Source organism: Aquimarina sp. (assembly GCF_977115655.1).
Map to the genome: position 1 here is coordinate 73,895 of NZ_CDSBKO010000001.1, position 23,187 is coordinate 97,081.

The following is a 23,187-nucleotide window of genomic DNA, read 5'->3' on the forward strand; positions in this document are numbered from 1 at the left end:
TTATAAAAATTAGTTTTTATAAAAAGGTAATTTTACTACAGTAGCAGGAATAGCATTTTTACGTACCTGAATATTAATTTTACTTCCTGGTTCTGCAAGAACCGAAGGAACGTATCCAAGCCCGATTCCTTTTCCCAAAGATGGGGACATGGTTCCAGAGGTAACTACTCCAATAGTTTTGCCGTTACCGTCTACAATATCATATCCTTGGCGAGGAATACCTCTCTCCTCTAATTCAAAGCCTACCAATTTTCGTTCTGCACCATGTTCTTTTTGTTTTGCCAGAGCTTCTGCATGGACAAAATCTTTAGAAAACTTAGTAACCCATCCAAGCCCTGCTTCGATCGGAGAGGTGGTGTCATCGATATCGTTACCATAAAGGCAGTATCCCATTTCTAGTCGTAATGTATCTCTTGCAGCAAGACCAACAGGTTTAATGCCATAATCAGCCCCGGCTTCAAATACATTGTCCCATATTTGTTTTACTTCAGAATTTTTACAATAAATTTCGAAACCACCACTACCGGTATATCCTGTAGATGATATAATTACATTTTCTATTCCTGCAAAGTCTGCAACTTCAAAAGTATAAAATTTCATTGTTTCTAAGTCTACCGAAGTTAAACTTTGCATTGCAGCAGCTGCTTTTGGGCCTTGAATCGCCAATAACGAATATTCGCTCGATAAATCCCTCATTGTTGCCCCCATACTATTATGACTGCTAATCCAATCCCAATCTTTTTGAATATTGGAAGCATTAACTACCAAAAGGTATTTTTCGTCTGCAATTTTGTATACAATCAAGTCATCTACGATACCGCCTTTATCATTGGGCAAACAACTATATTGTGCTTTTCCGTTGCCCAATTTGGAAGCATCATTAGAAGTAACTTTTTGAATCAGGTCCAAAGCCATAGGTCCAGTTATAAGAAATTCACCCATGTGCGATACATCAAAAACCCCAACATTATTGCGTACTGTTTCGTGTTCTGTATTAACACCTTCATAAGATACAGGCATGTTAAAACCAGCAAAAGGAACCATTTTGGCACCCAAAGCGATATGAGTTTCTGTTAAAGCAGTATTTTGCATAATAAAAGAGTATTTATAGTATTGTAAAATTGATGCCGAAAGTAAAAAACTTTATGTAGGTATACAATGAAGTGGTTTAAACTTTTTTCAATTCGCTGTAAAAATGGTTCTTTTTATCCATTTTTTATATTTTATTGCTTCGTAACTGATTTGTATTGATAAATTGAACCAATAAACAATAGATAATAAGAATTACTAAAATAATTTCAAGGAAAAACCGTTAGTGTTAAAATTCTAATAAATTTAAGGGAATAGTAGGGAGTATTTAGAAGTGCTTATAATTTAACTTTTGTTAAAACTTTAACAATACCTTTATTAAGTTAAAGTTTTTAATGTTAATTATTTGTTAGCTCAGCATTAAAAAAAATATTTACCTTTACATGAATAATAGCATTGATTGAAAAGGGAATTACAAATAACAAATAGTTTTTTCATTAAAAATATTAATGAAGGGGATAAGGAAGCTTTCAAAATACTTTTTGAACTTTACTATTCCAGACTATTGTATGTAGCTCAAAATTATGTTTCTAATAAAGAAGATGCAGAAGAAATAGTACAAGATGTATTTGTTAAAATTTGGAAAAAAAGAAAGACTATTTCATCCAATATTAATGGGTACATGTTTAAAGTCACAAAAAACTCCTGCCTTGATTATCTGAGATCCCAAAAAACCAAGCTTAGTAGTGTAAATAATACATTACAACTTGAAGCTTTCCTTAATTATAATGCGTTGGAAGATAGTACGGCTTCATCTATTATAGAAAAAGAGCTGGAGCAAAAAATATTGAAAAGTATAGAGTTACTTCCTGATAAATGCAAGGAAGTTTTTATGAAAAGCAGGATAGAAGGTTTAAAAAACAAAGAAATATCGGGGGAATTAGATATTTCTGTAAAAACAGTTGAAAATCACATGTCTAAAGCTTTAAAACACATGAGGATACATCTTCGTGAATTTCTTTCTTTATTTTAAAAAAAGAAAAGTACATTAGGGGGAACCAAATTTTTATACGTCTGTATAGATATAAAAAGATATTAATGCAAGATAAGGATCTATTAAAATATATTAAGGGAGAATGCTCCCCCGATGAAAAAAAATCTGTAATTGAATGGGTTAAAACCGATAATGAAAATCAAAAGCGTTTTAATATACTAAAAGCAGAATATATTGCCTCTGCTTTAAGCACATTCGATAATCAAGATATAGACATACCATACTGTAATTTTTTAGCTAAAAGATCTGGCAAAAAGAAATACTATTCTATAGCCATTATTGCGTCTGTAATAATAATCCCTTTTGTTAGTTGGTTTGTTTTTAATACTTCTTCAAATAATAATAAAATTGTAGATAACACAGAGTTTTTGGGGTCTAATACCCAAAGTGTTACTACCGGATTTGGCGACCATAAAAAGGTTACATTACCAGACGGTTCTACTGTTGTTTTAAATTCGGGGAGCACTCTGTTATTTTCCAAAAAATTTGAAGGAAACGTAAGAAAAGTAGCTTTAACAGGAGAAGCATTTTTTGATATAAAAAAAAATATAGACAAACCTTTTATAGTAACTACAAATCATATTAAAATAAAAGTTTTGGGAACTTCTTTTAATATTAAATCTTATCCTGATGATGAAAAAACAGAAACTACATTGGTTACCGGTAAAGTTGAAGTTATTCAAAACAAAAAGAAAGAATCTGTGTTTTTAAAGCCATCTGAAAGAGCAACTTTTTATACAAATAACAATAAAATAAGCGTGGATAGTGTAAACTCCTATAACATAGTTGCCTGGCAAGAAGGTAAGCTGATTTTTGATAAAACACCTTTGAAACAAGTTGTATCTGATTTAAAAAGAAATTATAATGTAGAGTTTATGATTATGTCAGATTCTCTTTTTAAATATAAATATACAGGAAAGTTTGACAATTTAACCCTCGAAGAGGTTCTCGAACTTCTTAAAATATCTTCTCCAATTAATTATAAGTACGAGAATAATAAAATTATACTGGATTCAGAATAAAAATAAAGAAGAGAGTGCTGTAACACTCTCTTCTTATAATAATTTAATTAAACTCATCAATCGGAATAATTAAATAAATAGCTTGTAAAATTATGAAAAAAAACTTTAAGATGTTTTTTAAAACATCTGATATGTATTATGAAAATTTATTCATCATTTATTTGTTTCCTTATTGCGAACTTATTTTCATTTAATATATACTCACAAGGGTTTTCTGTTTCTTTAATGGATACTCCTTTGCAAAATGTAATTGAAGATATAGAAGAAAAGAGCAAGTATCGTTTTTTCTATAATAACAACCTTATCGATACTTCAAAAAAAGTATCTTTAAAATCTAATGGTTATAAAATAAAAAAAATACTACGATTGTTATTTAATGAGACTAATATTGATTTTAGAATCATTAAAAATCAGATTGTTTTGTTTCCTAAAAACACAAAAACATCTGGAAAAGTATTAAAAGATTTTTTGATCCGCACCAAAAACGAATCAGCAGAATACATTAAAAAAAAGAAGTCCAAAAAAAATACAATATCCTCAAACATTGTAAAAGGTACTGTAACAAGCGAAGATAATCTTGCACTGCCAGGGGTTAATATATGGGTCAAGGATAGTAACAAAGGAAGCTCAACCAATTTTAACGGAGATTATGAGATTGAAGCTAACACAGGTGACAAATTAGTGTTTTCTTATATTGGTTTTGAAACTATGGAAACAAAAGTTGATAGAAGATTTATAGATATAGTTTTAAGAGAAAATATAAGTAACCTCGAAAAAGTTATTATTACAGGATATGGTGTCCAAAAAAAAAACAGGCTTACAGGTTCTGTATTAAACCTCAATCCTGCAACAATAACCAAAGGGTCAAGAGCATCGGTTCAAGAAAGTATTCAAGGTAATATTGCAGGAGTACAGGTAACTTCAAGAAGTGGCCAACCCGGATCTGTACCAAATGTTAGAATTCGTGGAGTTGGTTCTTTTCAATCTTCCTCTCCATTATATGTAATAGATGGATTTCAAACAAAAGACCCCAATATAATGGCATCCTTAAATACTAACGATATCGAGGTGATCTCGGTTTTAAAAGATGCTGCGGCTACATCTATTTATGGGGTAAGAGGGGCAAATGGAGTAATCGTAATAAAAACCAAATCAGGGATATCCGGAGAAACCCGGGCATCATATAATACACAATCCGGTTTTTCGTCTCCAACAGTTGCGGGTAGATTTAAAGCATTAAATACACAAGAATTTCAAGAATTATTGATTGAAGGGGTTCAAAATGCAAAAATACGCAATAACAAAAATGAAGCCCTAGAGTTTTTGGTTAACAATGGCTTTCGTCCGGATATTAATACAGATTGGTATGATCTGCTTACCAGAGATGCATTTTACCAACAACATAATATTTCTGTAAAAGGAGGTTCTGATAAGACAAGGTTTTTTTTATCTGGCGGATATTTTAATCAGGAAGGTGTCATTCTGGCTTCGCAATTTGAACGAATGAATACAAGATTAAAAATGGATCACGAATTTACAGATGATTTTATGATAGATGTAAATATTTCTTATAGCAAATCAATTTCTAAAAAAAGGCCTTCCGGAGGCTTCTTTGCTAACCCGGTTCGGTCCATATACAGGTTACGACCAGATATCTCTCCTTTTAATGAAGATGGTACTTTTAATTTTGATTTTAATGATACACAAAACCCGTTGGCTCAAGCGCAAAAAGAAATACGAAAAGATATAAATCATACAATACTTGCCGGAGCAGGATTGTCTTATCAAATTTTGGATGATCTTGTTTATGAGTCTTTGATAAATATTAATCAAACATTTCAGGATGAATTTATCCGGTTGCCCGCTGGTTTTGGCGATGCCAGACCTACTGGTCGTGGAGAACAGGATTCTAATTTTTTATTTTCCTGGTTATTCAGAAATCTATTGAAATATAACCTGAACTGGAAAAAAAATGATATATCGGTATTTGGAGGATATGAATTGCAAAAAACAAGAAATAAGTTTACAGATCTTACTGTAGAGAATATCCCGGATGGTTTTGAAGACTTAAACAATGGCAGCCTGTTTACCTTAGCCTCTACCAATAAGGCCCAGGAAGGTCTTAATTCTATTTTCTTTAATGCAGAGTATGCTCATGACAATACCTATTTGATAAGTGGGTCTGTAAGACGTGATGGATCTTCAACTTTTGGTAAAAACAATAAATTTGCCGTGTTCTGGTCGGTTGGAATTGGTTGGAATATCGCTAATGAGCCTTTTATGAAGTCTGTGGGTTTTGTAAAAGATATAAAGCTAAGGACAAGCTACGGAATTAATGGAAATGATCCTGAAACAGGAATATTTGATCTGTTTAAGGTTAATGATTATAATGGCAACCCGGGGGTAATTTTTAACTCTGTAGGAAACCCTAATATAAAATGGGAGCTTAATAAAGCTTTTAATATAGGTGTTGACTATTCTTTTTTTAATAATAGAGTTCAGGGTAGCCTGGATTGGTATTTAAGAGAAACAAAAGATTTACTTAGGTTACGACCAATTTCTGCTGCAAATGGAGACGGGGGAGAGTCTAATATAGATGAAGGAAATAATATAGCAGATAATATTGGATCTATGCAAAATAAAGGGCTTGAATTGGATATTACTACTCGAAACATAGTTTCTGCCAATGATGGGTTTAATTGGAAAACAAGCTTGAGTTTTTCGACAAATAAAAATAAAGTCACAAAATTAACCGATAAAGAAAGTAAACCTATAATAGATCAAACCAGGATAATTGCTTTGGGAGAAAGTATTGAAACATTTTATATGCCAAGATATGCAGGTGTTGACCCAAATAATGGTAATGCACTTTGGTATACAGATGATACCAGAACAAAAGTAACAACCAATTATAACAATGCAAAAGAGGTAATTATTGGTAAGGCAACTCCCGATTTTTATGCAGGTATCAGAAATACAATTTCTTATAAAAGGATCACACTTGATTTTCAGTTATATACAGCTTGGGGAGGTTTGGTATATGATACATGGAACAGATTTACCAATAGTGATGGATCCAGACGGCTTTCTTCGACAGGTAATGTAAGTAGGGGGACTTTTGAAAGAAGGTGGCAAAAACCAGGAGATATAACAGATGTTCCTGTTTTTGTATATGGTAACGAGCAATCTGGCAGCTCTGCATTTAGGTCCAGCAGATTTATTTATGATGGGAGCTATGTAAGATTAAGAGAAGCTACAATATCGTATGATTTTATACCAGAATTGGCCAATAAAATGAAGCTTTCTAACGTTCGGGTTTATATAAAAGGAAACAACCTATATACTTTTATAAAAGATGATAGGCTGGAGAGGGATCCCGAATCTGGCTATGATGGGAGGCTAAATCAAGAAATCCCTATTTCTAAAACATTGTTTTTGGGGTTGGATATCACTTTTTGAAAAAAATATTATGAGAAAATACATTGTATACCATATAGGTGTTTTAACATTTTTTGATCTGAAATTTGTTCATTCTAGTGCTTCGTGTGCAAAAAGCATATTATATAGTATACTATTCCTTTCAATAATATCCTGCGAGGATACTTTGGAACAACGGTTTTCAGACTCGGTAGAAGTAACAGATGCCATTACAGACCTAAACTCTTTAAATCTGGCAACTAATGGTGCATATAGTTTTTTGGCACATTTTGCGTACTATAACAGGAACTTTATCTTAATTCCGGAAATAATGTCTGACAATGCTTTTATTAATGCATTTGATAATACAGGAAGGTTTTTAGAGTTTGATAATTATATTGTAAATGCAAACGATACCCGGGCCGAAGAAATCTATAATATTATGTCTCGCGTAATTGCAACAACCTCTATAGTTATTAATAAAGCAAATAATATATCTTTTATCGAAAGTGAAAAAAAAAATGCAAATCATTATACAGGAGAAATGCATGCTTTGAGGGCTTTGACCTTTCATAATTTTTTGCTGTTATTTGCCCAACCATACAATTTTACTTCAGAGGCATCCCATTTGGGAGTTCCAATACCAAATTTTGACCTATTGGGGGATGGAGAAAATATTCAGGAACCAGGAAGAAGCACGGTAGCACAGGTATATACCCAGATTGTAAATGATCTTTTGATAGCTATAGATTTGATGCAGGAAAAACCAAATCCTTTTAGATTTAACCTTTTTTCGGCAAAAGCCTTATTGGCAAGAGTCTGTTTACACATGCAAAATTGGGAAAAAGCAAGGGATATTGCCCAAGATGTAATTTTGAACAGTAACAAAAATCTACTAACAAGAGAAGAGTATTTGAATAGTTGGTCAGAGGATTTTAATGAAGAAAGCTTATTTGTAGTCTCAAACGTAAAAACAGATAACTCCGGAACCAGTTCTATAGGTCAATTTTATTTAAAACTTAAAGATGCGTTTGCTACAAATGATTTTAAAAATACATTATCAGATACAGATATCCGCAAAGAGCTGTACCCGGTATTTGGCTCTATGAACTTAGTAGCAAAATTTCCTCGTACTATAATACAAGACGACAATATACAAGTACTAAGGCTGTCTGAAATGTATTTGATAAAAGCAGAAGCCCATGCACAATTAAATGAAATAACAGAAGCTCAACAAACACTGGATGTAATTACCCAACGGGCAGATTCTAAAACTATAGAACCTAGTACAGAAACAGGACAAATATTGTTGAATAAAATTTTATTAGAAAGAAGAAAAGAGCTGGCTTATGAAGGTTTCAGGCTTTTTGATCTTACCCGATATGGGATCACTTTTAATAAATATAGACAGGACGCTAATCCTATTCAAGTTATTGCTCCTTCAAACAAAACAATCCTGCCAATACCTATAGAAGAAATTAATGTAAATCCAAATATTGCCAATCAACAAAATCCCGGGTATTAAAAAACATATTTCTAATCTAAAAATAACTTCGGCAAAGTAAAAAAGCTATTTTTTTACAGTATATTATCTTGCTAATAAATAATACCCGAACCCTTAATAAATGAAATATAATATTTTGAATGAGAATTTGGTTTATGATGGCTTTTTAAAAATCAAAAAAGCTACAATTACCCATGATAGTTTTTATAAAAATACCCGCATAACTTGTTCCAGAGAAATGCTGGATCGAGGGGATAGTGTTGCAGTTTTGTTGTTTGAAAAGGATACAAACCAATTTATATTTATAGACCAATTTAGATATCCAACAATTAAACAAGGTACAGGTTGGCTTAAAGAAATTCCCGCAGGAGAATTAGAGTTTGATGAAGACCCTGTAAAATGTGCTATTAGAGAAGTTGAAGAAGAAACAGGGTATATAGTTAATCATTTGGATCATATTAGTACATTTTATGCTACTCCCGGAGGATCTTCAGAAAGGATGTATTTGTATTTTGGAGAAGTTATGAAAAAAGATAAAGTGTATACAGGAGGTGGTTTACAAGAAGAAAATGAAGATATTTTGTTGTATAAATATGATGCATCAAAAATAGATACATTATTAAATTCTGGGATTATAAATGATGCAAAATCTATTATTGCATTACAATGGTATAAAATTAATAAACTTTGACAAAGGTATAGGGTCTGCATAAAATAATGATATCAAATCTGGTACTGCAAAAACTATTTTTATTGAGGTAAAAAAGGTTTTTGCAGTACCAGATTAAATAGTAAACGTTTTTTAATACATAGATTATATAAAATAATAGCCGGTATTATTTACAATCTGTTTGAATATCAATTAGATTTAATTTTTTCCAAATTTGATGCTCAAGAGGTTTTGGAGAAACATTAAACAATACCAAATGTTTATTTATGCCCTTACAAAATCTATAATCTACAATTGCATTTAAGTCTACTTCTTTTTTTGTAGTGAAAGCATCATAAGTGATTATTTTTCCTACGTATACAGAATCATTTACTTTTTCAAAAAAAGCTTTAGAAGCAAAAGGTTCTTTAAATTTTCCGGGTTCTTTTTCTGAAACCATATTCATTAAACCATCATAGTAGAGCTCCATTTCAGATTCTAGTTTTTGTGCAGATAGCTTAGGATTTTGGTCTATTTGCCATAAAAAAGCGTACGAAAAATAATCCGTAGCATTTTCTTTTCCCCATCCCGGAGCGAAACGAATATATTCGACACCAGAATAATGTAAAGAATTAGCAAAATCTAAGGGAAATTTAATAACTTCGCCTCTCCAATCATCAGGGGCTTGTAATAAATTTTTTTCAGTATTACCTTTGTCACATTGTGTAAAAAGAATGAGGATTAATATAAAAGGTATGATTTTTGAGTAAGTCATATTAGAGATTTATTTATTTGATAAAATTACAAAATTGTTTAATTACAGATTTTTCCTAGATTTGTCTCAAAAGGAAAGAATACAAAACCTACAAAAAATGAATTATTATAGAACATTTTTACTACTATTTGTTTTCGCAGTTCAGGTAGCCCCAGCTCAAACTGAACAAGATAAAACAGAAGCCGAAATCATTAATGTGCAACGAACAGTTGTTGCACAACTTACAGGGCATGAACCCATAAAAGGTAAGAAAAAATTAACTAGTAGATTTACTAATTCTGAAAGAAAAGCTACCGCAGATTTTTTATTTAGTTCTTTAAAAGATATAGGGCTTCAGCCGGATAAACATGAGTATAATGTAAAAGATAAAACCGGGACTATATTTAATGGATTAAATATATTTGCAGAAATACCTGCTACTAATGGTAGTGACGAATGGGTAATTATTGCTGCACATTATGATACTGTAGAAAACAGCCCTGGTGCAGTTCATAATGCCACAGGTGTAGCGATAGCTTATTATGTAGCTATGAAAATAGCACAATTAGAACAGCGCAATAAAAACTTTATGGTCGTGTTTTTTGACCATTGGAAAAGTAATATGGTTGGTACCAGGGTATTCGCCAAAAAACTAAAAGATGAAGCATACAAGGTACATTCAATGCACAGATCAGATTATATTGGATGGGATAATGACGAAGATAGAGCTATTGAAATGTTAGCGTCAAATTTAAGCCTGGAATCTTTGTATCGTATAGAGTCTCCTGTGCCAATATATAAAAGAACGGTTGCTACACCAGAAAGCAGGTTCTTTGCTAATTTTGGTTTTGAAACCGTTACACTTACTGCGGAATTAAAGAATGCAGATAATTCTCCGTTTGTTCGTCAAAGTGAAGATAAATATACTACAGTAAACTTCAAATACCTGGCATCTACTACAAGCATAGTATATAAGGTAATGAAATCTTTAGCAAAAGAATAAGAAATAGTATTGTCAAAATGTAAAAAAGAGTTCTTACCTAAGTAAGAACTCTTTTAAATTTTCATAACTTTTAATAGCTATGCTATGCTTTTCTTTATGCATTACTTTTTCAATTTGCGAAGGGATTTCTACAACGGTATTTAATGTTTCTTCTACAATGTCCAAAAATTTTACAGGATGTGCAGTTTCTAAAAATATACCATAGTCTTCATTTTTTAAACCTTGTTTTTTTAGCCCTAAATATCCAACAGCTCCATGTGGATCTGCTATATATCCTGTTTGAGCATATATTGTTTTCATAGCTTCTTTAGTTTGATCATCTGTAAAACTATATGCCGAAAAATTATTTTTTAAAGCCGAAAAATTATTATTAAAAAGGTTTTGTATTCTTATAAAATTACTTGGATTACCAACATCCATAGCATTAGAAATGGTTGCTTTTGATGGTTTTGGATCGTAAGCAGATGTTTCTAAATAACGAACAACAGTGTCGTTTACATTAGTGGATGCCACAAAATGTTTTACAGGAAGACCTAATTTACCAGCAACAATCCCTGCACATATATTGCCAAAGTTACCACTGGGCACCGAAAATGTAATATCCTTTTTTAAGTGTTTTACTTGTTTGTAAGCAAATAAAAAATAAAACAATTGCGGTAACCATCTGGCCACATTTATAGAATTGGCAGACGTTAATTGTTTGTAATTGGTTATAGTGGTATCCAAAAATGCAGTTTTTACCATATCCTGACAGTCATCAAAAACACCATTTACCTCTAACGCTGTTATATTTTGCCCCAGAGTTGTTAATTGTTTTTCTTGTATGTCACTAACTTTTCCACTAGGGTACAGGATAACAACATCTACACCTTTTACCCCCAAAAAACCATTGGCTACAGCTCCTCCTGTATCTCCCGAAGTTGCAACCAAAACGGTAACATGGTTTTGGTTGTCCCTGTTAAAATACCCCAAACACCTTGCCATAAAACGCGCCCCCACATCTTTAAATGCCATAGTAGGGCCATGAAATAATTCTAAAGTTGCAATGTTGTTTTCAATTTCTACTACCGGAAAATCAAAGCTCAATACATCTTTTAAGATATCCCGCAACTCTTCTTCAGGTATTTCTGTGCCTACAAATTGTTGTATAGCCTGATATGCTATCTCGATATTGTCAAAATTTTCAATGTTCTCAAAAAAAGATTCGGGCAAAGGAGTAATTTCTTCAGGAAAATACAGCCCTTTGTCTGGTGCCAAACCTTTTATTACAGCTTCAGAGAATGTTACTTTTGGCGCGTTGTTATTTAAACTATAATATTGCATTGTTATATTCTTCTTTTTACGTTACACGATAGCAGAAAACTAAATTTCTGCTAAAATTTTTATAAAAATAAGTTCAGAATTTTTATCACAAGGGCAGGGTAGTGCCAAAGCTTTTAATTAGGACCCCTATTTTTTACAATTTTAGATTCAATTTATTATTTTAATTCCCTGATCGTTTATTTTTGAAATATGAATATCAAAATCGATCCCTGTTTTACTATAAATTTCTTTTATGGTGCCTGCAACATTGTTAGCTACTTCCATACCTTTGCATAAAGCAAAAATAGATGGTCCTGATCCTGATATTCCTGCACCCAAAGCTCCTTTCTGTATTGCTGCCCTTTTTACTGTATCAAATTCCGGAATCAAAATGGATCGTAAAGGCTCTATGATTACATCTTCTAAGCTTCTTCCAATAAGTTCGTAATCTTCTGTAAACAAACCTGCTACCAGACCTCCAACATTTCCCCATTGCTGAATTGCTTTTTTTAAAGTAACATTGTGTTTAATAACAGATCGGGAGTCTGATGTTTTTACCTCAATCTGAGGATGAATTACGGTCATTACAAGATCCTTTGGCGAATGTAATTTTATTACATCCAAAGGGGTATAACTTCTTACTAAAGTAAAACCGCCCAAAAGGGCAGGGGCTACATTATCGGCATGTGCGTTACCACTGGCTAATTTTTCACCTTGCATTGCAAATTCTACCAATTTTTGTGGGGTATATGGATTTCCTAAAAGGTGATTTACAGCCCATACAGCGCCGGCGCTACTGGCGGCGCTACTACCTATACCACTACCTGCTTTAATTTTTTTGTAAATCTCAATAGAAACCCCAATATCTTTTCCGTACTCGGCAAAAAAAGATTGTATAGCAACACCAGCTACATTTTTATGAGTTTCAAGAGGAAGATCTGCCCCTTCTATTTTCGTAATTTTTACTCCGGGTTCTTCTGTAAGGGAAATCACCATTTCATCCCCTACAGTATCTAAACAACACCCCAGAACGTCAAATCCGCAAGAAAGATTGGCAACAGTAGCCGGAGCAAATATTTTGATGCTTTTCATCTGTTGGTTTTTATAGTTTTATTAGTATCAAATTCGTTTTGATACAAAATGAAAGTAAATTTATCATAATGTCTTTATGAGTTTATTTTTAATCCCTAATTTGAGAGTTTAATTCTTTGGGGCTTATCTTAAACAAAATATTTTTTTAACATACCTTGCGAGCTTGCTCCCGGGTTGTTAATTTTATCCCAATTTTCAAAGGTAAACAAATGCTATTTACTTTTTCCAACTCTAATAATATCGGCAAATATTCCTGATGCTGTAACTTCTGCACCAGCACCGGCACCTCTAATAATAAGTGGTTGTTTAGGATACCTGTCTGTATAAAACAATACAATGTTATCACTTCCTTCCAAATTATAAAAGGGATGACCTACAGGGATGTGTTGTAATCCGACCTTTGCTTTTCCTTTTTCATATTGAGCAACATATTTTAATCTGCATTCTTTTTTGTTGGCTTCTTCTAATATTCCTTCAAAATGTTGTTCATTTTTTAGCAGGGATTTTAAAAAATCTTCTACATTTTTGGTTTCCAAACTTTCTAAAGGAAGAAAGGCTTCTTTTTCGATATTATCAAGTTCCATAACCTGCCCGCTCTCTCTGGCAAGAATCAAAATTTTGCGTGCCACATCAACTCCGCTCAAATCGATTTTTGGATCTGGTTCTGTATATCCTTCTTCCTGTGCTTTTTTTACAATGTCATGAAAAGTAACACCTTTTGTATAATTATTGAACACAAAATTAAGACTGCCGGATAAGACTGCTTGTATTTTATGTATGTTATCTCCGGATGCGACTAAGTTATTAAGGGTATCTATAATAGGCAATCCGGCTCCAACATTTGTTTCATATAAAAACGGGGCATTAAACTTTCTGGATAAATCCTGTAGTTCCTCATAATTGGCATACTCATCTGCACATGCGATCTTGTTACAAGTAACAACAGCCATACTTTCTGCCAAATAATGTTTATATACTTTTGCAATGTCTGGGTTAGCAGTATTGTCTACAAATATAGTGTTACGAAGGTTCATCTCTTTTGCTTTTTCAAAAAAAGAGGTTGCTTCTGCTTTTTCGCCATTATGTAAAGTTTCTTGCCATATATTCAGATCTATTCCATTTTCGTTGAAAACCATTTTTTGCGAATTAGAAATCCCTGCTACCCGAATTTTTAATCGTAATTTATCTTTAAGGTATTTGTCTTGTTGTTGTAATTGCCCTAATAATTTACTTCCAACATTTCCAACACCAGTTATAAATAAATTTAATTGTTTTGTTTTTACTTCAAAAAACTGTTCATGCAGTGTGTTTAAAGCTTTTTTAATATCTTTTTCTTCAATTACCACAGAAATATTTTTTTCTGAAGCTCCTTGAGCAATGGCTCTTATGTTTACATTGTTTTTACCCAAAGTGCTAAACATTTTACCACTTAATCCTTGGTGATTATACATATTGTCTCCAACCAAAGCAACGATAGCTACACTGTATTCTATTTTTACCGGATCCAGTTTGTGTTTGGATATTTCAAATTCAAATGCTATGTCCAATACGGATTTAGCTTTTTCTGCTTCTATGGCTTCTACTGCAAGACAGATAGAATGTTCAGACGATGCTTGTGTAATTAATATAACGTTGATGTTTTCTAAAAACAATGCTTCGAATAAACGTTTAGAGAATCCCGGGATTCCTACCATTCCGCTTCCTTCTAAAGAAATAATTGCAATATTATCGATATGGCTGATCCCTGTAACCGGATTTTTTCTGTCTGTAACATTTCTGGTAATTAATGTACCCGAGTCTGAAGGCTTAAATGTGTTTTTAATTGCTATAGGGATATTTTTTTCTAAAACCGGATGTATAGTAGGAGGGTAAATAACTTTTGCCCCAAAATGAGAAAGCTCCATCGCTTCTTGATACGAAATATGATAAACAGGTTTAGCTTGTTTTACCAACTTGGGGTTAGCAGTGTACATACCACTAACATCTGTCCAGATTTGTAATTCTTTTGCATTAATAGCTGCGGCAAGTATTGCAGCAGTAAAATCAGAACCACCTCTTCCCAGAGTAGTAGGTTCATCGTCTTGTGTTTTTGCTACAAAACCAGGAAAAAGACTTATTTTATGGGTATTATTATGCGCAAACTCTTTAATTCTTCGATTAGTCTCATTATAATCGATAGTAGCTTTGGTATTGATAGTTTTAATTATAAACTCTCTGGAGTCTTTTAAAACGATATCCAATCCTCTTACTTTTGCTGCTTCAGAAATGATATAAGAAGATAATATTTCTCCAAAACCAGCAATTACTGCGGCTGTTTTTACAGATAACTCGCTTAAAAGATAAACTCCTTCGCATAAAGATTCCAAAGAATTAAGTTTAGCTTTAACCTTGCTTATTATTGCGCTTTGTGATACAACTGGTATAAGGGCTTTTACGGTTTCTAAGTGTCTTTTTTCAATTTCTGAAAGCGTGTTTTTATAATTTTCATTATTAGCCGAAGCTTCTTCTCCTGCTAGCAATAAAAGATCTGTAATGCCTCCCAATGCTGAAACCACCACATATACCTGCTGGTCTTGAGATTGTTGATTTATGATTTCTATTACGCTTTCTATTGTTTCTGCATTTGCTACAGAAGAACCTCCAAATTTTAGAACGTTCATGGTGTTTTATGGATTGAAATTAATAATAAGATGATTATTGTGTAGTTTTTTTATGTAGACTACACTGTGTATTATGGCGAAAGTATATATATAAATTAACCCCTAGGGGTAATGATAATTGTAGTACCAGTAATAATAGAAGAACCCTTAGAAACAATAATAGTCTTTAAGGTAAGTAATAAAGCCGATAAGAAAACGATACTAAACATTACTTTTCTTTACTTTGTGAGTCCAAATGTATAATTTTTTATTTTTAAAGAAAATTAAAACAAGGATGTTCTTAAACTTTTGCTAATTCAATAATAAATAGCTTTTTTTGATGTGATATTCTTATGTAAAATTCAAATTTGATGATAATAAAAGCCAGTGCTTAAAGTTTTTTTAGCCTTTATTTACTCATACAAGAATAACCAGTAAGCTTTAATAATATATATACACAAATTAAACAACTATTAAAACAGACTATAACTTATGAAAATATTTTCGGCACAACAGATGCGAGAAGCAGATCAAGCTACAATGAATACAGAACAAATCACATCTTTGGAATTGATGGAACGTGCTGCAACACAAATTTTTAATCTAATACATAACAGATTACAGGGGTCTTCTGTGTTAATTCATGTTTTTTGTGGTATTGGTAATAACGGGGGAGATGGCCTTGTAATCTCCAGGCTATTACTAGAACACGGGTATACTATAAAAACATATATTGTAAACTTTAGTGACAATAGATCTAAGGATTTTTTAATAAACTACGATCGGTTAAAAGAAATCTCTAAAGACTGGCCAATACAACTTAAATCTGAAGAAGATTTACCAGAAATTAGCAGAGAAGATATGATTATAGATGCAATTTTTGGTATTGGTTTAAACAGGCCTTTAGTACCTTGGGTAACATCATTGATAAAACATATTAATAAAGCAAGATGCTTTACATTGTCTATAGATATTCCTTCTGGTTTGTATACAGATAAAGCTCCCGAAAACCCGGAAGGGGTTATTTATGCAGATGTAACAGTAACATTTCAATTACCAAAACTAGTTTTCTTTTTGCCAGAAACCGGGATTTATACCAGAGATCTGGAAGTTATAGATATTGGATTAGATCGTTCTTTTTTAATTCAAAATCCGGGAATTGGTATTTTGATTAGTAAAAATGAAGTATTACCATTATATCGCCCAAGACCTAAGTTTAGTCATAAAGGAATTTATGGGCATGGTATGATTATAGGAGGAAGCTATGGTAAAATAGGAAGTGTGGTTTTGGCCACAAAAGCAGCATTAAAAACGGGTGCAGGGCTAATTACAGCATATATACCCGAATGTGGATATCAAGTACTGCAAAGTACTGTGCCCGAAGCGATGGTAATTACCGATAATGATGATGAATTAGAAGAAATCAAACTGGATTTTAAAGCTTCTGCGATAGGAATAGGTATTGGTTTAGGAACAGGAACAAAAACAACAAAAGCTTTTGAAGAGTTTTTGACAGAAAATAAATCTCCTCTTGTGATTGATGCCGATGGGATAAATATTTTGTCGAATAACCCCAAAATTATAGAAAAGCTTCCTGAAAATACGATATTGACTCCACATCCAAAAGAATTAGAACGATTGATAGGAGGGTGGAAAGATGATTTTGATAAAATTGAAAAGACCAAAGTATTTTCAAAAGCACATAATTGTATAATTGTAATTAAAGGCGCTAATTCTATTACGGTATTTGAAAATCAATTGTATATAAATAATAACGGAAATCCGGGAATGGCTACAGCAGGAAGTGGTGATGTGCTTACAGGTATTATTACCGGATTGTTGTCACAAGGATATGATCCCTTACATGCTGCTGTTTTTGGTGTGTATTTGCATGGTAGTGCCGGGGATATAGCAGTGCAAAAAACTGGTTTTGAGGGATTAATAGCCAGCGAAATAGTTTCTCATATAGGATCATCGTTTTTAGAATTATTTAAAAGTCCGGATACACAAAAACCAGATATACAATAGTTTTGCCGCTATTTTTTTATATATAAAAATCAATACTTTATATATACTTTTATTGCTACTTTTGAGTTTTTATTTATATAAGGTAAAAATTTTAAAGCAAAATGATGACAAAGAAAATTTTAATTTTACTACCTGTTTTTATACTGGTATTATTTAATTCATGTTCTAAAGATGATGATAATGGTCCTGCTGTTACAACTATTACAGTAGATACTATTGGTTTGGAACCTCTTAATGGAGGTACTTCGTACCAAGGATGGCTTATTGTAGATGGAAAACCAAAGCCCACTGCAAAATTTACAGATCCTTCGGGGCTTGTAAAATTAGAAGTATTAGTATCTGATATAGAAAAAACTTCGCAGTTTGTTTTGACTATAGAACCCAAAGGGGATAACGATGATATCCCATCTAATGCAAAAATACTGGTTGGAGATTTTAAAGGTACTGCAGCACAGCTTAGTTTTTCATCTGTTGTAACTGATTTGACTAATATTTCTGGTCGGTTTTTTCTGGCAACACCTACAGATAATGTAAATGATGTTAACAATGGTAATGATGAGTATGGAGTATGGTTTATGAATAGTGATAATACAGCGGGTTTATCACTTCCTGTGCTAGGAAATGGATGGAAATATGAAGGTTGGGTTGATTTTGATGGCAAGGTTTTATCAACGGGTACATTTTCTAAAGTTAATACTGTTGATGATGGTAATTTTTTTAAGGGATCAGGAGGGACAGTACCTGCGTTTCCGGGAGAAGATTTTCTTGTTATACCAAGCCAAATACCATTAACAGGAATTACATTGCCTGCAAAAGTAACGGGTAAAAAAGTATTTATTACAATAGAGCCTTTTCAGGATAATGATCCTGCTCCGTTTTTTATAAAACCACTTTCTAAAACAGCAGGAATAACTACAGGGGCAGAAAACCCTGTAATTATGGACGTTTCTACAGAAGTACCTTCTGGTAGAGTAACAAGACCAAACTAAATATTTCAGATAAAAAAAGAGTACTTATAGCTTTATGGGTACTCTTTTTTTATCCTCTTCTGGGATGAAAATTGTCCATTACTTCTCTTAAGTGACTTCTGTCTATATGCATATATATTTCTGTGGTAGTAATACTTTCATGTCCCAACATTAATTGGATTGCTCTTAAATCTGCTCCGTTTTCTAATAGGTGCGTGGCAAAAGAATGTCTGAAAGTGTGCGGGCTAACTTGTTTACGTATTCCGGATTTTTCTACCAAGCGTTTTATAATTATAAAAATCATAGCCCGGGTGAGTCCTTTTCCTCTTCGGTTTAAAAATAAGGTATCCTCGTGCCCTTTTTGTATATTGATATGATTTCTAACTTCGGTTTTGTAGATATTTATATATTTTTTGGTAACATCTCCTATTGGTACAAAACGTTGTTTATCTCCTTTTCCGGTAACGCTAATATATCCTTCATTAAAAAACATGTCAGACATTTTTAATGTAATCAACTCACTTACTCGTAAGCCACATCCATATAAGGTTTCAATAATGGCACGGTTACGTTCTCCTTCGGGTTTTCCAAGATCGATTTTTGAAATAATAAGGTCAATCTCTTCTACAGATAAAGTATCGGGTAGTTTTCTTCCTATTCTGGGGGATTCAACAAGTTCCATAGGGTTAGTTTCTCTGTAATTTTCAAAAACAAGAAAATTAAAAAAACTTTTTAGACCAGAGATAATTCTGGATTGTGATCTGGGGTTAACCAATTTTGCGGTTTCAAAAATAAATTGTTGTACTATTTCTTTTTCTATAGAAAGGGGAGTAGCGATAATGTTTTGATTTTCAATAAATTTCAATAATCTTTCTATGTCTAAAATGTAATTAACGACCGAGTTTTCTGAAAGCCCTCTTTCAATACGTAAATAATGTTCAAAATCTTTAATTGCATGGTCCCACCTCACATGTTAAAATTTTATAAATGAATAACAAAACCTATATTAAATTGAAAAGCATCACTATACAAGTTATCATTCAAGCTAAAATTGTATCGCAATCCTGGTTCTATACTTGTTGTGCTTCCTATAAAAAAAGCATACCCTCCTTGAACGCCAAAATAAGAAGGATCTTCACTTTGTTCTATACTCACGGCACTATAATCAATCTGAACGGGTATAATTCCTTTAATATAGTATTTGGCACCTATTTTATAAGAAAAAGTCTCTATAGATTTTGATTCTTTGCCTGTATCTACAAATCCATAACCAAGTCCTATTTTTAAGGCCAGATCATCCATTACAAAATACCCTGCTTCTGCACCAAGGTTTAATACAGATCCTTTATTGTTAGAAAAACTAGTGTATTGGATACTGGTAGTATTGACAGAGCTTGAACTACCAAAATTTGTATTAGCCTCAATTAACCATTTGCCTTTTAAGGTATGATCTTTATTTTGAGCATGTACAGATATTAAACTGCTAATAACTATAGAAATAGATGTAAAAAATATTTTCATTTTACTTCACTTAGAATTGTTTGAAACTTGTTGCTAAACTATTTAATTTACTTGTATCCTGCGTTAATTAGTTCTTAATTTTATAAAATAGTTTATTAGGATTGTATTATAATTATAGTTTAAATAAGAAATACCACTTCAAACAAATGAGGTGGCATTTCTATTAAAAATCTTATTCTGTTTTATAAAATGGGCTTTTAAATATATTTTTTTAGAACTTTGCCAAATTTTATAATTATTTAAAATTTATATACTAAACCTATATTGATATTGGTAAGGTTAGTTCTAAGCTCAAACGTATTTAAAGATTCTGCATTATCAACGTCTGGTTTAGAAGTTCTGTATCCCAGTATACCCCATAAAACTTCTAATGCAAAATTGTCACTTATAAAGTAGTTTAAACCAGGAGAAAGACCAAGTCCAAATCCATTTAATTTTGCATCAGGTTGTCCTAATGTTTCATCTTTAGATGATATATAGTTAGCTTCTAGTTGTCCAAAAACAGAAAACTTATTGGCAGGAGAAAAATAATATCTTCCAAATGCTCCTAAACTGATTTCAGAATCTGTTTCTTTTAGTGATCCGTTTTCATTTTTTATGCTTTCAAATTTTACCTGCGCACCTACTGCTATATCATCAGAAACAAAAAAACCTGCTCGGGGAGCTATCTCAAATCTATTTGTTTTATTGTCCCCTTGTTTTTGAGATACAAATCCAAATCCTCCTGAAATGAAAATATCTCCTTTAGCAAATCCTGCTCCATTTTCTTCTTGAGCACTTGCCAAAGTAAAACTAACTACTGCCAAGGCAGCTAATATTATTTTTTTCATAATAATTAAATTGGTTTAAAATTAACTCCAAAAGTATAGATATTACTTGTATAAAATGTTAATTAGTTCTTAATTTTAATACTATATTTCTATATCCTGGTTTTCAATGATTCGTTTCTATTGTAGAAATAAAAAGCCTTTTCAAATTTAATGATTTCATTTTACCGAGTTCATTTTTAATTCATAAAAGCATAGATATTTTTGGTTTATTGATTGCATTAAATATATTTTTGCCGCATAATTTATAAAACCTATTATGATGAAAAAATTATTAGTATTTGCAGCTCTAACTTCTTTTAGTTTGGTGACTACAGCACAAGAAGAGAACGTAAGATTTGGTGCAAAGGCAGGGATCAATATTTCAAATTATGGGGGAGACGATTATGATGGTATTTCTCCTGACTTGAAAACAGGTTTTCATCTTGGAATGGTAGCTGAAATTCCGGTTACAGATAAATTTGCTTTTCAACCAGAAGTTTTATACTCAACTCAAGGTGCTAAATTAGAAGAAAAGTCTACTTATTTTGGGATTATCGGTAATTTTGATGTTAAATCTAAATTAGATTATATTAATGTTCCTTTAATGGCAAAATATTATATAGCTCAAGGTTTAAGCCTTCAGGCAGGACCACAGATTGGCTTTTTAGTTTCAGCTAAATTAGAAAGTGAAAATACTTTAGGAACTGAAACTGAAAAAATAGATGAGGATATTAAAAAACGGTTTAAAAGCATTGATTTTGGACTAAATTTTGGTTTAGGGTACCAATTAGATATGGGAGTTTTCTTTGATGCCAGATATAATTTAGGATTGTCTGATATAAATGATATTAAATTTGAAGAAGGAGACAAAGAGTTTAAAATAAAAAATAATGTAATTCAATTATCAGTAGGATATAAGTTCTAATCTGTTTTTTTTAGACCTTTACAATTATATTTTAAAAGCATTTCGAATTTATCGGGATGCTTTTTTTGTTGCCATATATTAGATTATTAAAAAATAGAATTACTTTTGAGTATATAATCAAAATTCTAAAATAGAGAACATAATAAATGGGGTTAAGCCATAATTTTTTGGATTATTTAGAATTTGTATATGTCCAAACTAGTTAAAAATATATAAATATATGAAAGGTGTTTTTTTTCTAATCACAAGCTTATTATTCATTTCGGTTACTGGTTTATATGCACAAGATGAAGATAAAGTACTATATACACGTGCGGGGTTTAAGTTTGGAGCCAATTATGCAAATATAACAGGGGATATAAAAGATACAGATGCAAGAGTTCGCATGCATTTGGGTGCGGTTATAGAGTTTCCTGTATCGCAACGTTTTTTTGTACAGGCAGAGGTGTTATATTCTGCTCAGGGGTATAAATTTAAAGAAGAGGGAATAGAAAACAAAATCAGTTTGAATTATTTGACATTGCCAATTATTGCCAAATATTATTTTACAGACAAGTTTAGCCTGGAAACCGGTCCACAAATAGCAACTCTTGCCAATGCAGCAGAATCGGGAAAGGATACTCCGGACGAATTTTTTGATTCTTTTAAAAATTTTGATTTTAGTTGGAATCTGGGAGCCGGATATAAGTTAGAGAGTGGATTGTTTTTTCAATTAAGATATAATTTGGGTTTGACCAATATTAATGATTTAGATACACCAGATATTAATTTTAATCATTCTGTGACACAATTATCTGTTGGGTATTTATTTAAGACAAAAAATAACAGAAGACAAAACGAAGAATTTTAAATAAACTGAGTAGTTTTATGAAGATATTGATTTTAAACGGGCCAAATCTTAATTTGTTGGGGAAAAGAGAACCCGGTATCTATGGAAATCAAACTTTTGAAGAGTTTTTTGCCGCATTACAGTTTCAGTTTAAAGAAATAGAACTAGCTTATTTTCAATCTAATATAGAAGGGGAGCTTATTACTAAACTACAAGAATCAGAAGATGAATTTGATGGAGTTGTCCTTAATGCAGGAGCATATACACATACATCTATAGGGATTGGTGATGCAATTAAGGCAATATCTGTACCTGTAGTCGAAGTTCATATTTCTAATACTTTTGGAAGAGAAGAGTTTAGGCATCAATCTTATATTTCGCCCAATGCCAGGGGTGTTATTTTGGGGTTTGGTATGCAAAGCTATACACTGGCAATTCAAAGTTTTTTGTTGAAGAAAAAATAATAAAGACACCAACTTTAGTATAAAATAAACAAATCGTGGATACGAAGACCTTTTAGTTTTCGGTAAAAGCTTTACAAGGGGATTAGAGTATAAATTAAAAAATGCGGGGTTAATTTAAAAACTAACCCCGCATTTTTTAATTTATAAAACACTCATAACAGCTAAGTACTTATAAGTA

General features: G+C 32.1%; 19 protein-coding genes. 11 read left to right on the plus strand and 8 right to left on the minus strand.

Annotated elements, in window-relative coordinates; genetic code table 11:
- Nucleotides 1-9 precede the first annotated feature (9 nt).
- Nucleotides 10-1,092: a glycine cleavage system aminomethyltransferase GcvT gene (gene gcvT / locus ACZIYX_RS00300; protein ID WP_462680185.1), complete on the minus strand. Its 1,083-nt coding sequence runs from the start codon at nt 1,090-1,092 to the stop codon at nt 10-12.
- Nucleotides 1,093-1,489: 397 nt separating this feature from the next.
- On the opposite strand from gcvT, the gene ACZIYX_RS00305 reads away from it, so the two are divergent.
- From ACZIYX_RS00305 to ACZIYX_RS00325, 5 genes are all read left to right on the plus strand, one after another.
- On the plus strand, nt 1,490-2,062 hold the full coding sequence (locus tag ACZIYX_RS00305; RefSeq protein WP_462680186.1) for an RNA polymerase sigma-70 factor: 573 nt from the start codon (nt 1,490-1,492) through the stop codon (nt 2,060-2,062).
- A 65-nt stretch (nt 2,063-2,127) separates the two neighbouring features.
- A complete protein-coding gene (locus tag ACZIYX_RS00310) occupies nt 2,128-3,105 on the plus strand; it encodes a FecR family protein (protein ID WP_462680187.1) in 978 nt (325 codons plus the stop codon).
- A gap of 138 nt (nt 3,106-3,243) precedes the next feature.
- Nucleotides 3,244-6,564, plus strand: a complete 3,321-nt coding sequence (locus ACZIYX_RS00315; protein WP_462680188.1) for a SusC/RagA family TonB-linked outer membrane protein — start codon at nt 3,244-3,246, stop codon at nt 6,562-6,564.
- 10 nt (nt 6,565-6,574) lie between these two features.
- Nucleotides 6,575-8,047, plus strand: coding sequence for a RagB/SusD family nutrient uptake outer membrane protein (locus tag ACZIYX_RS00320; protein ID WP_462680189.1), 1,473 nt, complete (start codon nt 6,575-6,577; stop codon nt 8,045-8,047).
- A 100-nt stretch (nt 8,048-8,147) separates the two neighbouring features.
- Entirely contained in the window at nt 8,148-8,717 is a 570-nt protein-coding gene (locus ACZIYX_RS00325; protein WP_462680190.1) for an NUDIX domain-containing protein, read from the plus strand.
- 145 nt (nt 8,718-8,862) lie between these two features.
- Here the strand turns inward: ACZIYX_RS00325 and ACZIYX_RS00330 are convergent, their stop codons facing one another.
- The gene (locus tag ACZIYX_RS00330; RefSeq protein ID WP_462680191.1) at nt 8,863-9,450 is read right to left on the minus strand and encodes a hypothetical protein; all 588 of its coding nucleotides are present in this window, start codon (nt 9,448-9,450) and stop codon (nt 8,863-8,865) included.
- Between the two features lie 97 nt (nt 9,451-9,547).
- Here ACZIYX_RS00330 and ACZIYX_RS00335 point away from each other — a divergent pair, with 97 nt between their 5' ends.
- Nucleotides 9,548-10,432 carry a M28 family metallopeptidase gene (locus ACZIYX_RS00335; protein WP_462680192.1) on the plus strand — a complete coding sequence of 295 codons (885 nt, stop codon included), beginning with the start codon at nt 9,548-9,550 and terminating at the stop codon, nt 10,430-10,432.
- A 33-nt stretch (nt 10,433-10,465) separates the two neighbouring features.
- Here the strand turns inward: ACZIYX_RS00335 and thrC are convergent, their stop codons facing one another.
- The 3 genes from thrC to thrA form a co-directional block, all read right to left on the minus strand.
- Nucleotides 10,466-11,755, minus strand: a complete 1,290-nt coding sequence (thrC, locus tag ACZIYX_RS00340) for a threonine synthase (protein WP_462680193.1) — start codon at nt 11,753-11,755, stop codon at nt 10,466-10,468.
- A gap of 147 nt (nt 11,756-11,902) precedes the next feature.
- Entirely contained in the window at nt 11,903-12,826 is a 924-nt protein-coding gene (locus ACZIYX_RS00345) for a homoserine kinase (protein ID WP_462680194.1), read from the minus strand.
- 212 nt (nt 12,827-13,038) lie between these two features.
- Nucleotides 13,039-15,486, minus strand: a complete 2,448-nt coding sequence (thrA, locus tag ACZIYX_RS00350; RefSeq protein WP_462680195.1) for a bifunctional aspartate kinase/homoserine dehydrogenase I — start codon at nt 15,484-15,486, stop codon at nt 13,039-13,041.
- 471 nt (nt 15,487-15,957) lie between these two features.
- On the opposite strand from thrA, the gene ACZIYX_RS00355 reads away from it, so the two are divergent.
- Nucleotides 15,958-17,493: an NAD(P)H-hydrate dehydratase gene (locus ACZIYX_RS00355; protein WP_462680196.1), complete on the plus strand. Its 1,536-nt coding sequence runs from the start codon at nt 15,958-15,960 to the stop codon at nt 17,491-17,493.
- Nucleotides 17,494-17,594: 101 nt separating this feature from the next.
- Nucleotides 17,595-18,482, plus strand: a complete 888-nt coding sequence (locus tag ACZIYX_RS00360; protein ID WP_462680197.1) for an anti-sigma factor — start codon at nt 17,595-17,597, stop codon at nt 18,480-18,482.
- Nucleotides 18,483-18,531: 49 nt separating this feature from the next.
- On the opposite strand, the gene xerA is transcribed toward ACZIYX_RS00360, so the two are convergent.
- The 3 genes from xerA to ACZIYX_RS00375 form a co-directional block, all read right to left on the minus strand.
- A complete protein-coding gene (xerA, locus tag ACZIYX_RS00365; protein WP_462680198.1) occupies nt 18,532-19,431 on the minus strand; it encodes a site-specific tyrosine recombinase/integron integrase in 900 nt (299 codons plus the stop codon).
- A gap of 11 nt (nt 19,432-19,442) precedes the next feature.
- Entirely contained in the window at nt 19,443-19,982 is a 540-nt protein-coding gene (locus ACZIYX_RS00370; RefSeq protein ID WP_462680199.1) for a hypothetical protein, read from the minus strand.
- 239 nt (nt 19,983-20,221) lie between these two features.
- Nucleotides 20,222-20,812: an outer membrane beta-barrel protein gene (locus ACZIYX_RS00375; RefSeq protein WP_462680200.1), complete on the minus strand. Its 591-nt coding sequence runs from the start codon at nt 20,810-20,812 to the stop codon at nt 20,222-20,224.
- A gap of 259 nt (nt 20,813-21,071) precedes the next feature.
- Between ACZIYX_RS00375 and ACZIYX_RS00380 the strand changes: the two genes are divergently transcribed.
- The 3 genes from ACZIYX_RS00380 (at nt 21,072) to aroQ (ending at nt 23,009) form a co-directional block, all read left to right on the plus strand.
- Nucleotides 21,072-21,716: a porin family protein gene (locus ACZIYX_RS00380; protein WP_462680201.1), complete on the plus strand. Its 645-nt coding sequence runs from the start codon at nt 21,072-21,074 to the stop codon at nt 21,714-21,716.
- A 220-nt stretch (nt 21,717-21,936) separates the two neighbouring features.
- On the plus strand, nt 21,937-22,566 hold the full coding sequence (locus tag ACZIYX_RS00385) for a porin family protein (protein ID WP_462680202.1): 630 nt from the start codon (nt 21,937-21,939) through the stop codon (nt 22,564-22,566).
- A gap of 17 nt (nt 22,567-22,583) precedes the next feature.
- On the plus strand, nt 22,584-23,009 hold the full coding sequence (gene aroQ, locus ACZIYX_RS00390; RefSeq protein ID WP_462680203.1) for a type II 3-dehydroquinate dehydratase: 426 nt from the start codon (nt 22,584-22,586) through the stop codon (nt 23,007-23,009).
- Nucleotides 23,010-23,187: the final 178 nt, after the last annotated feature.

Bases quoted from the DNA above. Each gene is read 5' to 3' on its own strand.
- gcvT (WP_462680185.1), bottom strand. From the start codon at position 1,092: ATGCAAAATACTGCTTTAACAGAAACTCATATCGCTTTGGGTGCCAAA.
- ACZIYX_RS00310 (WP_462680187.1), top strand. From the start codon at position 2,128: ATGCAAGATAAGGATCTATTAAAATATATTAAGGGAGAATGCTCCCCC.
- ACZIYX_RS00315 (WP_462680188.1), top strand. From the start codon at position 3,244: ATGAAAATTTATTCATCATTTATTTGTTTCCTTATTGCGAACTTATTT.
- ACZIYX_RS00320 (WP_462680189.1), top strand. From the start codon at position 6,575: ATGAGAAAATACATTGTATACCATATAGGTGTTTTAACATTTTTTGAT.
- ACZIYX_RS00325 (WP_462680190.1), top strand. From the start codon at position 8,148: ATGAAATATAATATTTTGAATGAGAATTTGGTTTATGATGGCTTTTTA.
- ACZIYX_RS00330 (WP_462680191.1), bottom strand. From the start codon at position 9,450: ATGACTTACTCAAAAATCATACCTTTTATATTAATCCTCATTCTTTTT.
- ACZIYX_RS00335 (WP_462680192.1), top strand. From the start codon at position 9,548: ATGAATTATTATAGAACATTTTTACTACTATTTGTTTTCGCAGTTCAG.
- thrC (WP_462680193.1), bottom strand. From the start codon at position 11,755: ATGCAATATTATAGTTTAAATAACAACGCGCCAAAAGTAACATTCTCT.
- ACZIYX_RS00345 (WP_462680194.1), bottom strand. From the start codon at position 12,826: ATGAAAAGCATCAAAATATTTGCTCCGGCTACTGTTGCCAATCTTTCT.
- thrA (WP_462680195.1), bottom strand. From the start codon at position 15,486: ATGAACGTTCTAAAATTTGGAGGTTCTTCTGTAGCAAATGCAGAAACA.
- ACZIYX_RS00355 (WP_462680196.1), top strand. From the start codon at position 15,958: ATGAAAATATTTTCGGCACAACAGATGCGAGAAGCAGATCAAGCTACA.
- ACZIYX_RS00360 (WP_462680197.1), top strand. From the start codon at position 17,595: ATGATGACAAAGAAAATTTTAATTTTACTACCTGTTTTTATACTGGTA.
- ACZIYX_RS00370 (WP_462680199.1), bottom strand. From the start codon at position 19,982: ATGAAAATATTTTTTACATCTATTTCTATAGTTATTAGCAGTTTAATA.
- ACZIYX_RS00375 (WP_462680200.1), bottom strand. From the start codon at position 20,812: ATGAAAAAAATAATATTAGCTGCCTTGGCAGTAGTTAGTTTTACTTTG.
- ACZIYX_RS00380 (WP_462680201.1), top strand. From the start codon at position 21,072: ATGAAAAAATTATTAGTATTTGCAGCTCTAACTTCTTTTAGTTTGGTG.
- ACZIYX_RS00385 (WP_462680202.1), top strand. From the start codon at position 21,937: ATGAAAGGTGTTTTTTTTCTAATCACAAGCTTATTATTCATTTCGGTT.
- aroQ (WP_462680203.1), top strand. From the start codon at position 22,584: ATGAAGATATTGATTTTAAACGGGCCAAATCTTAATTTGTTGGGGAAA.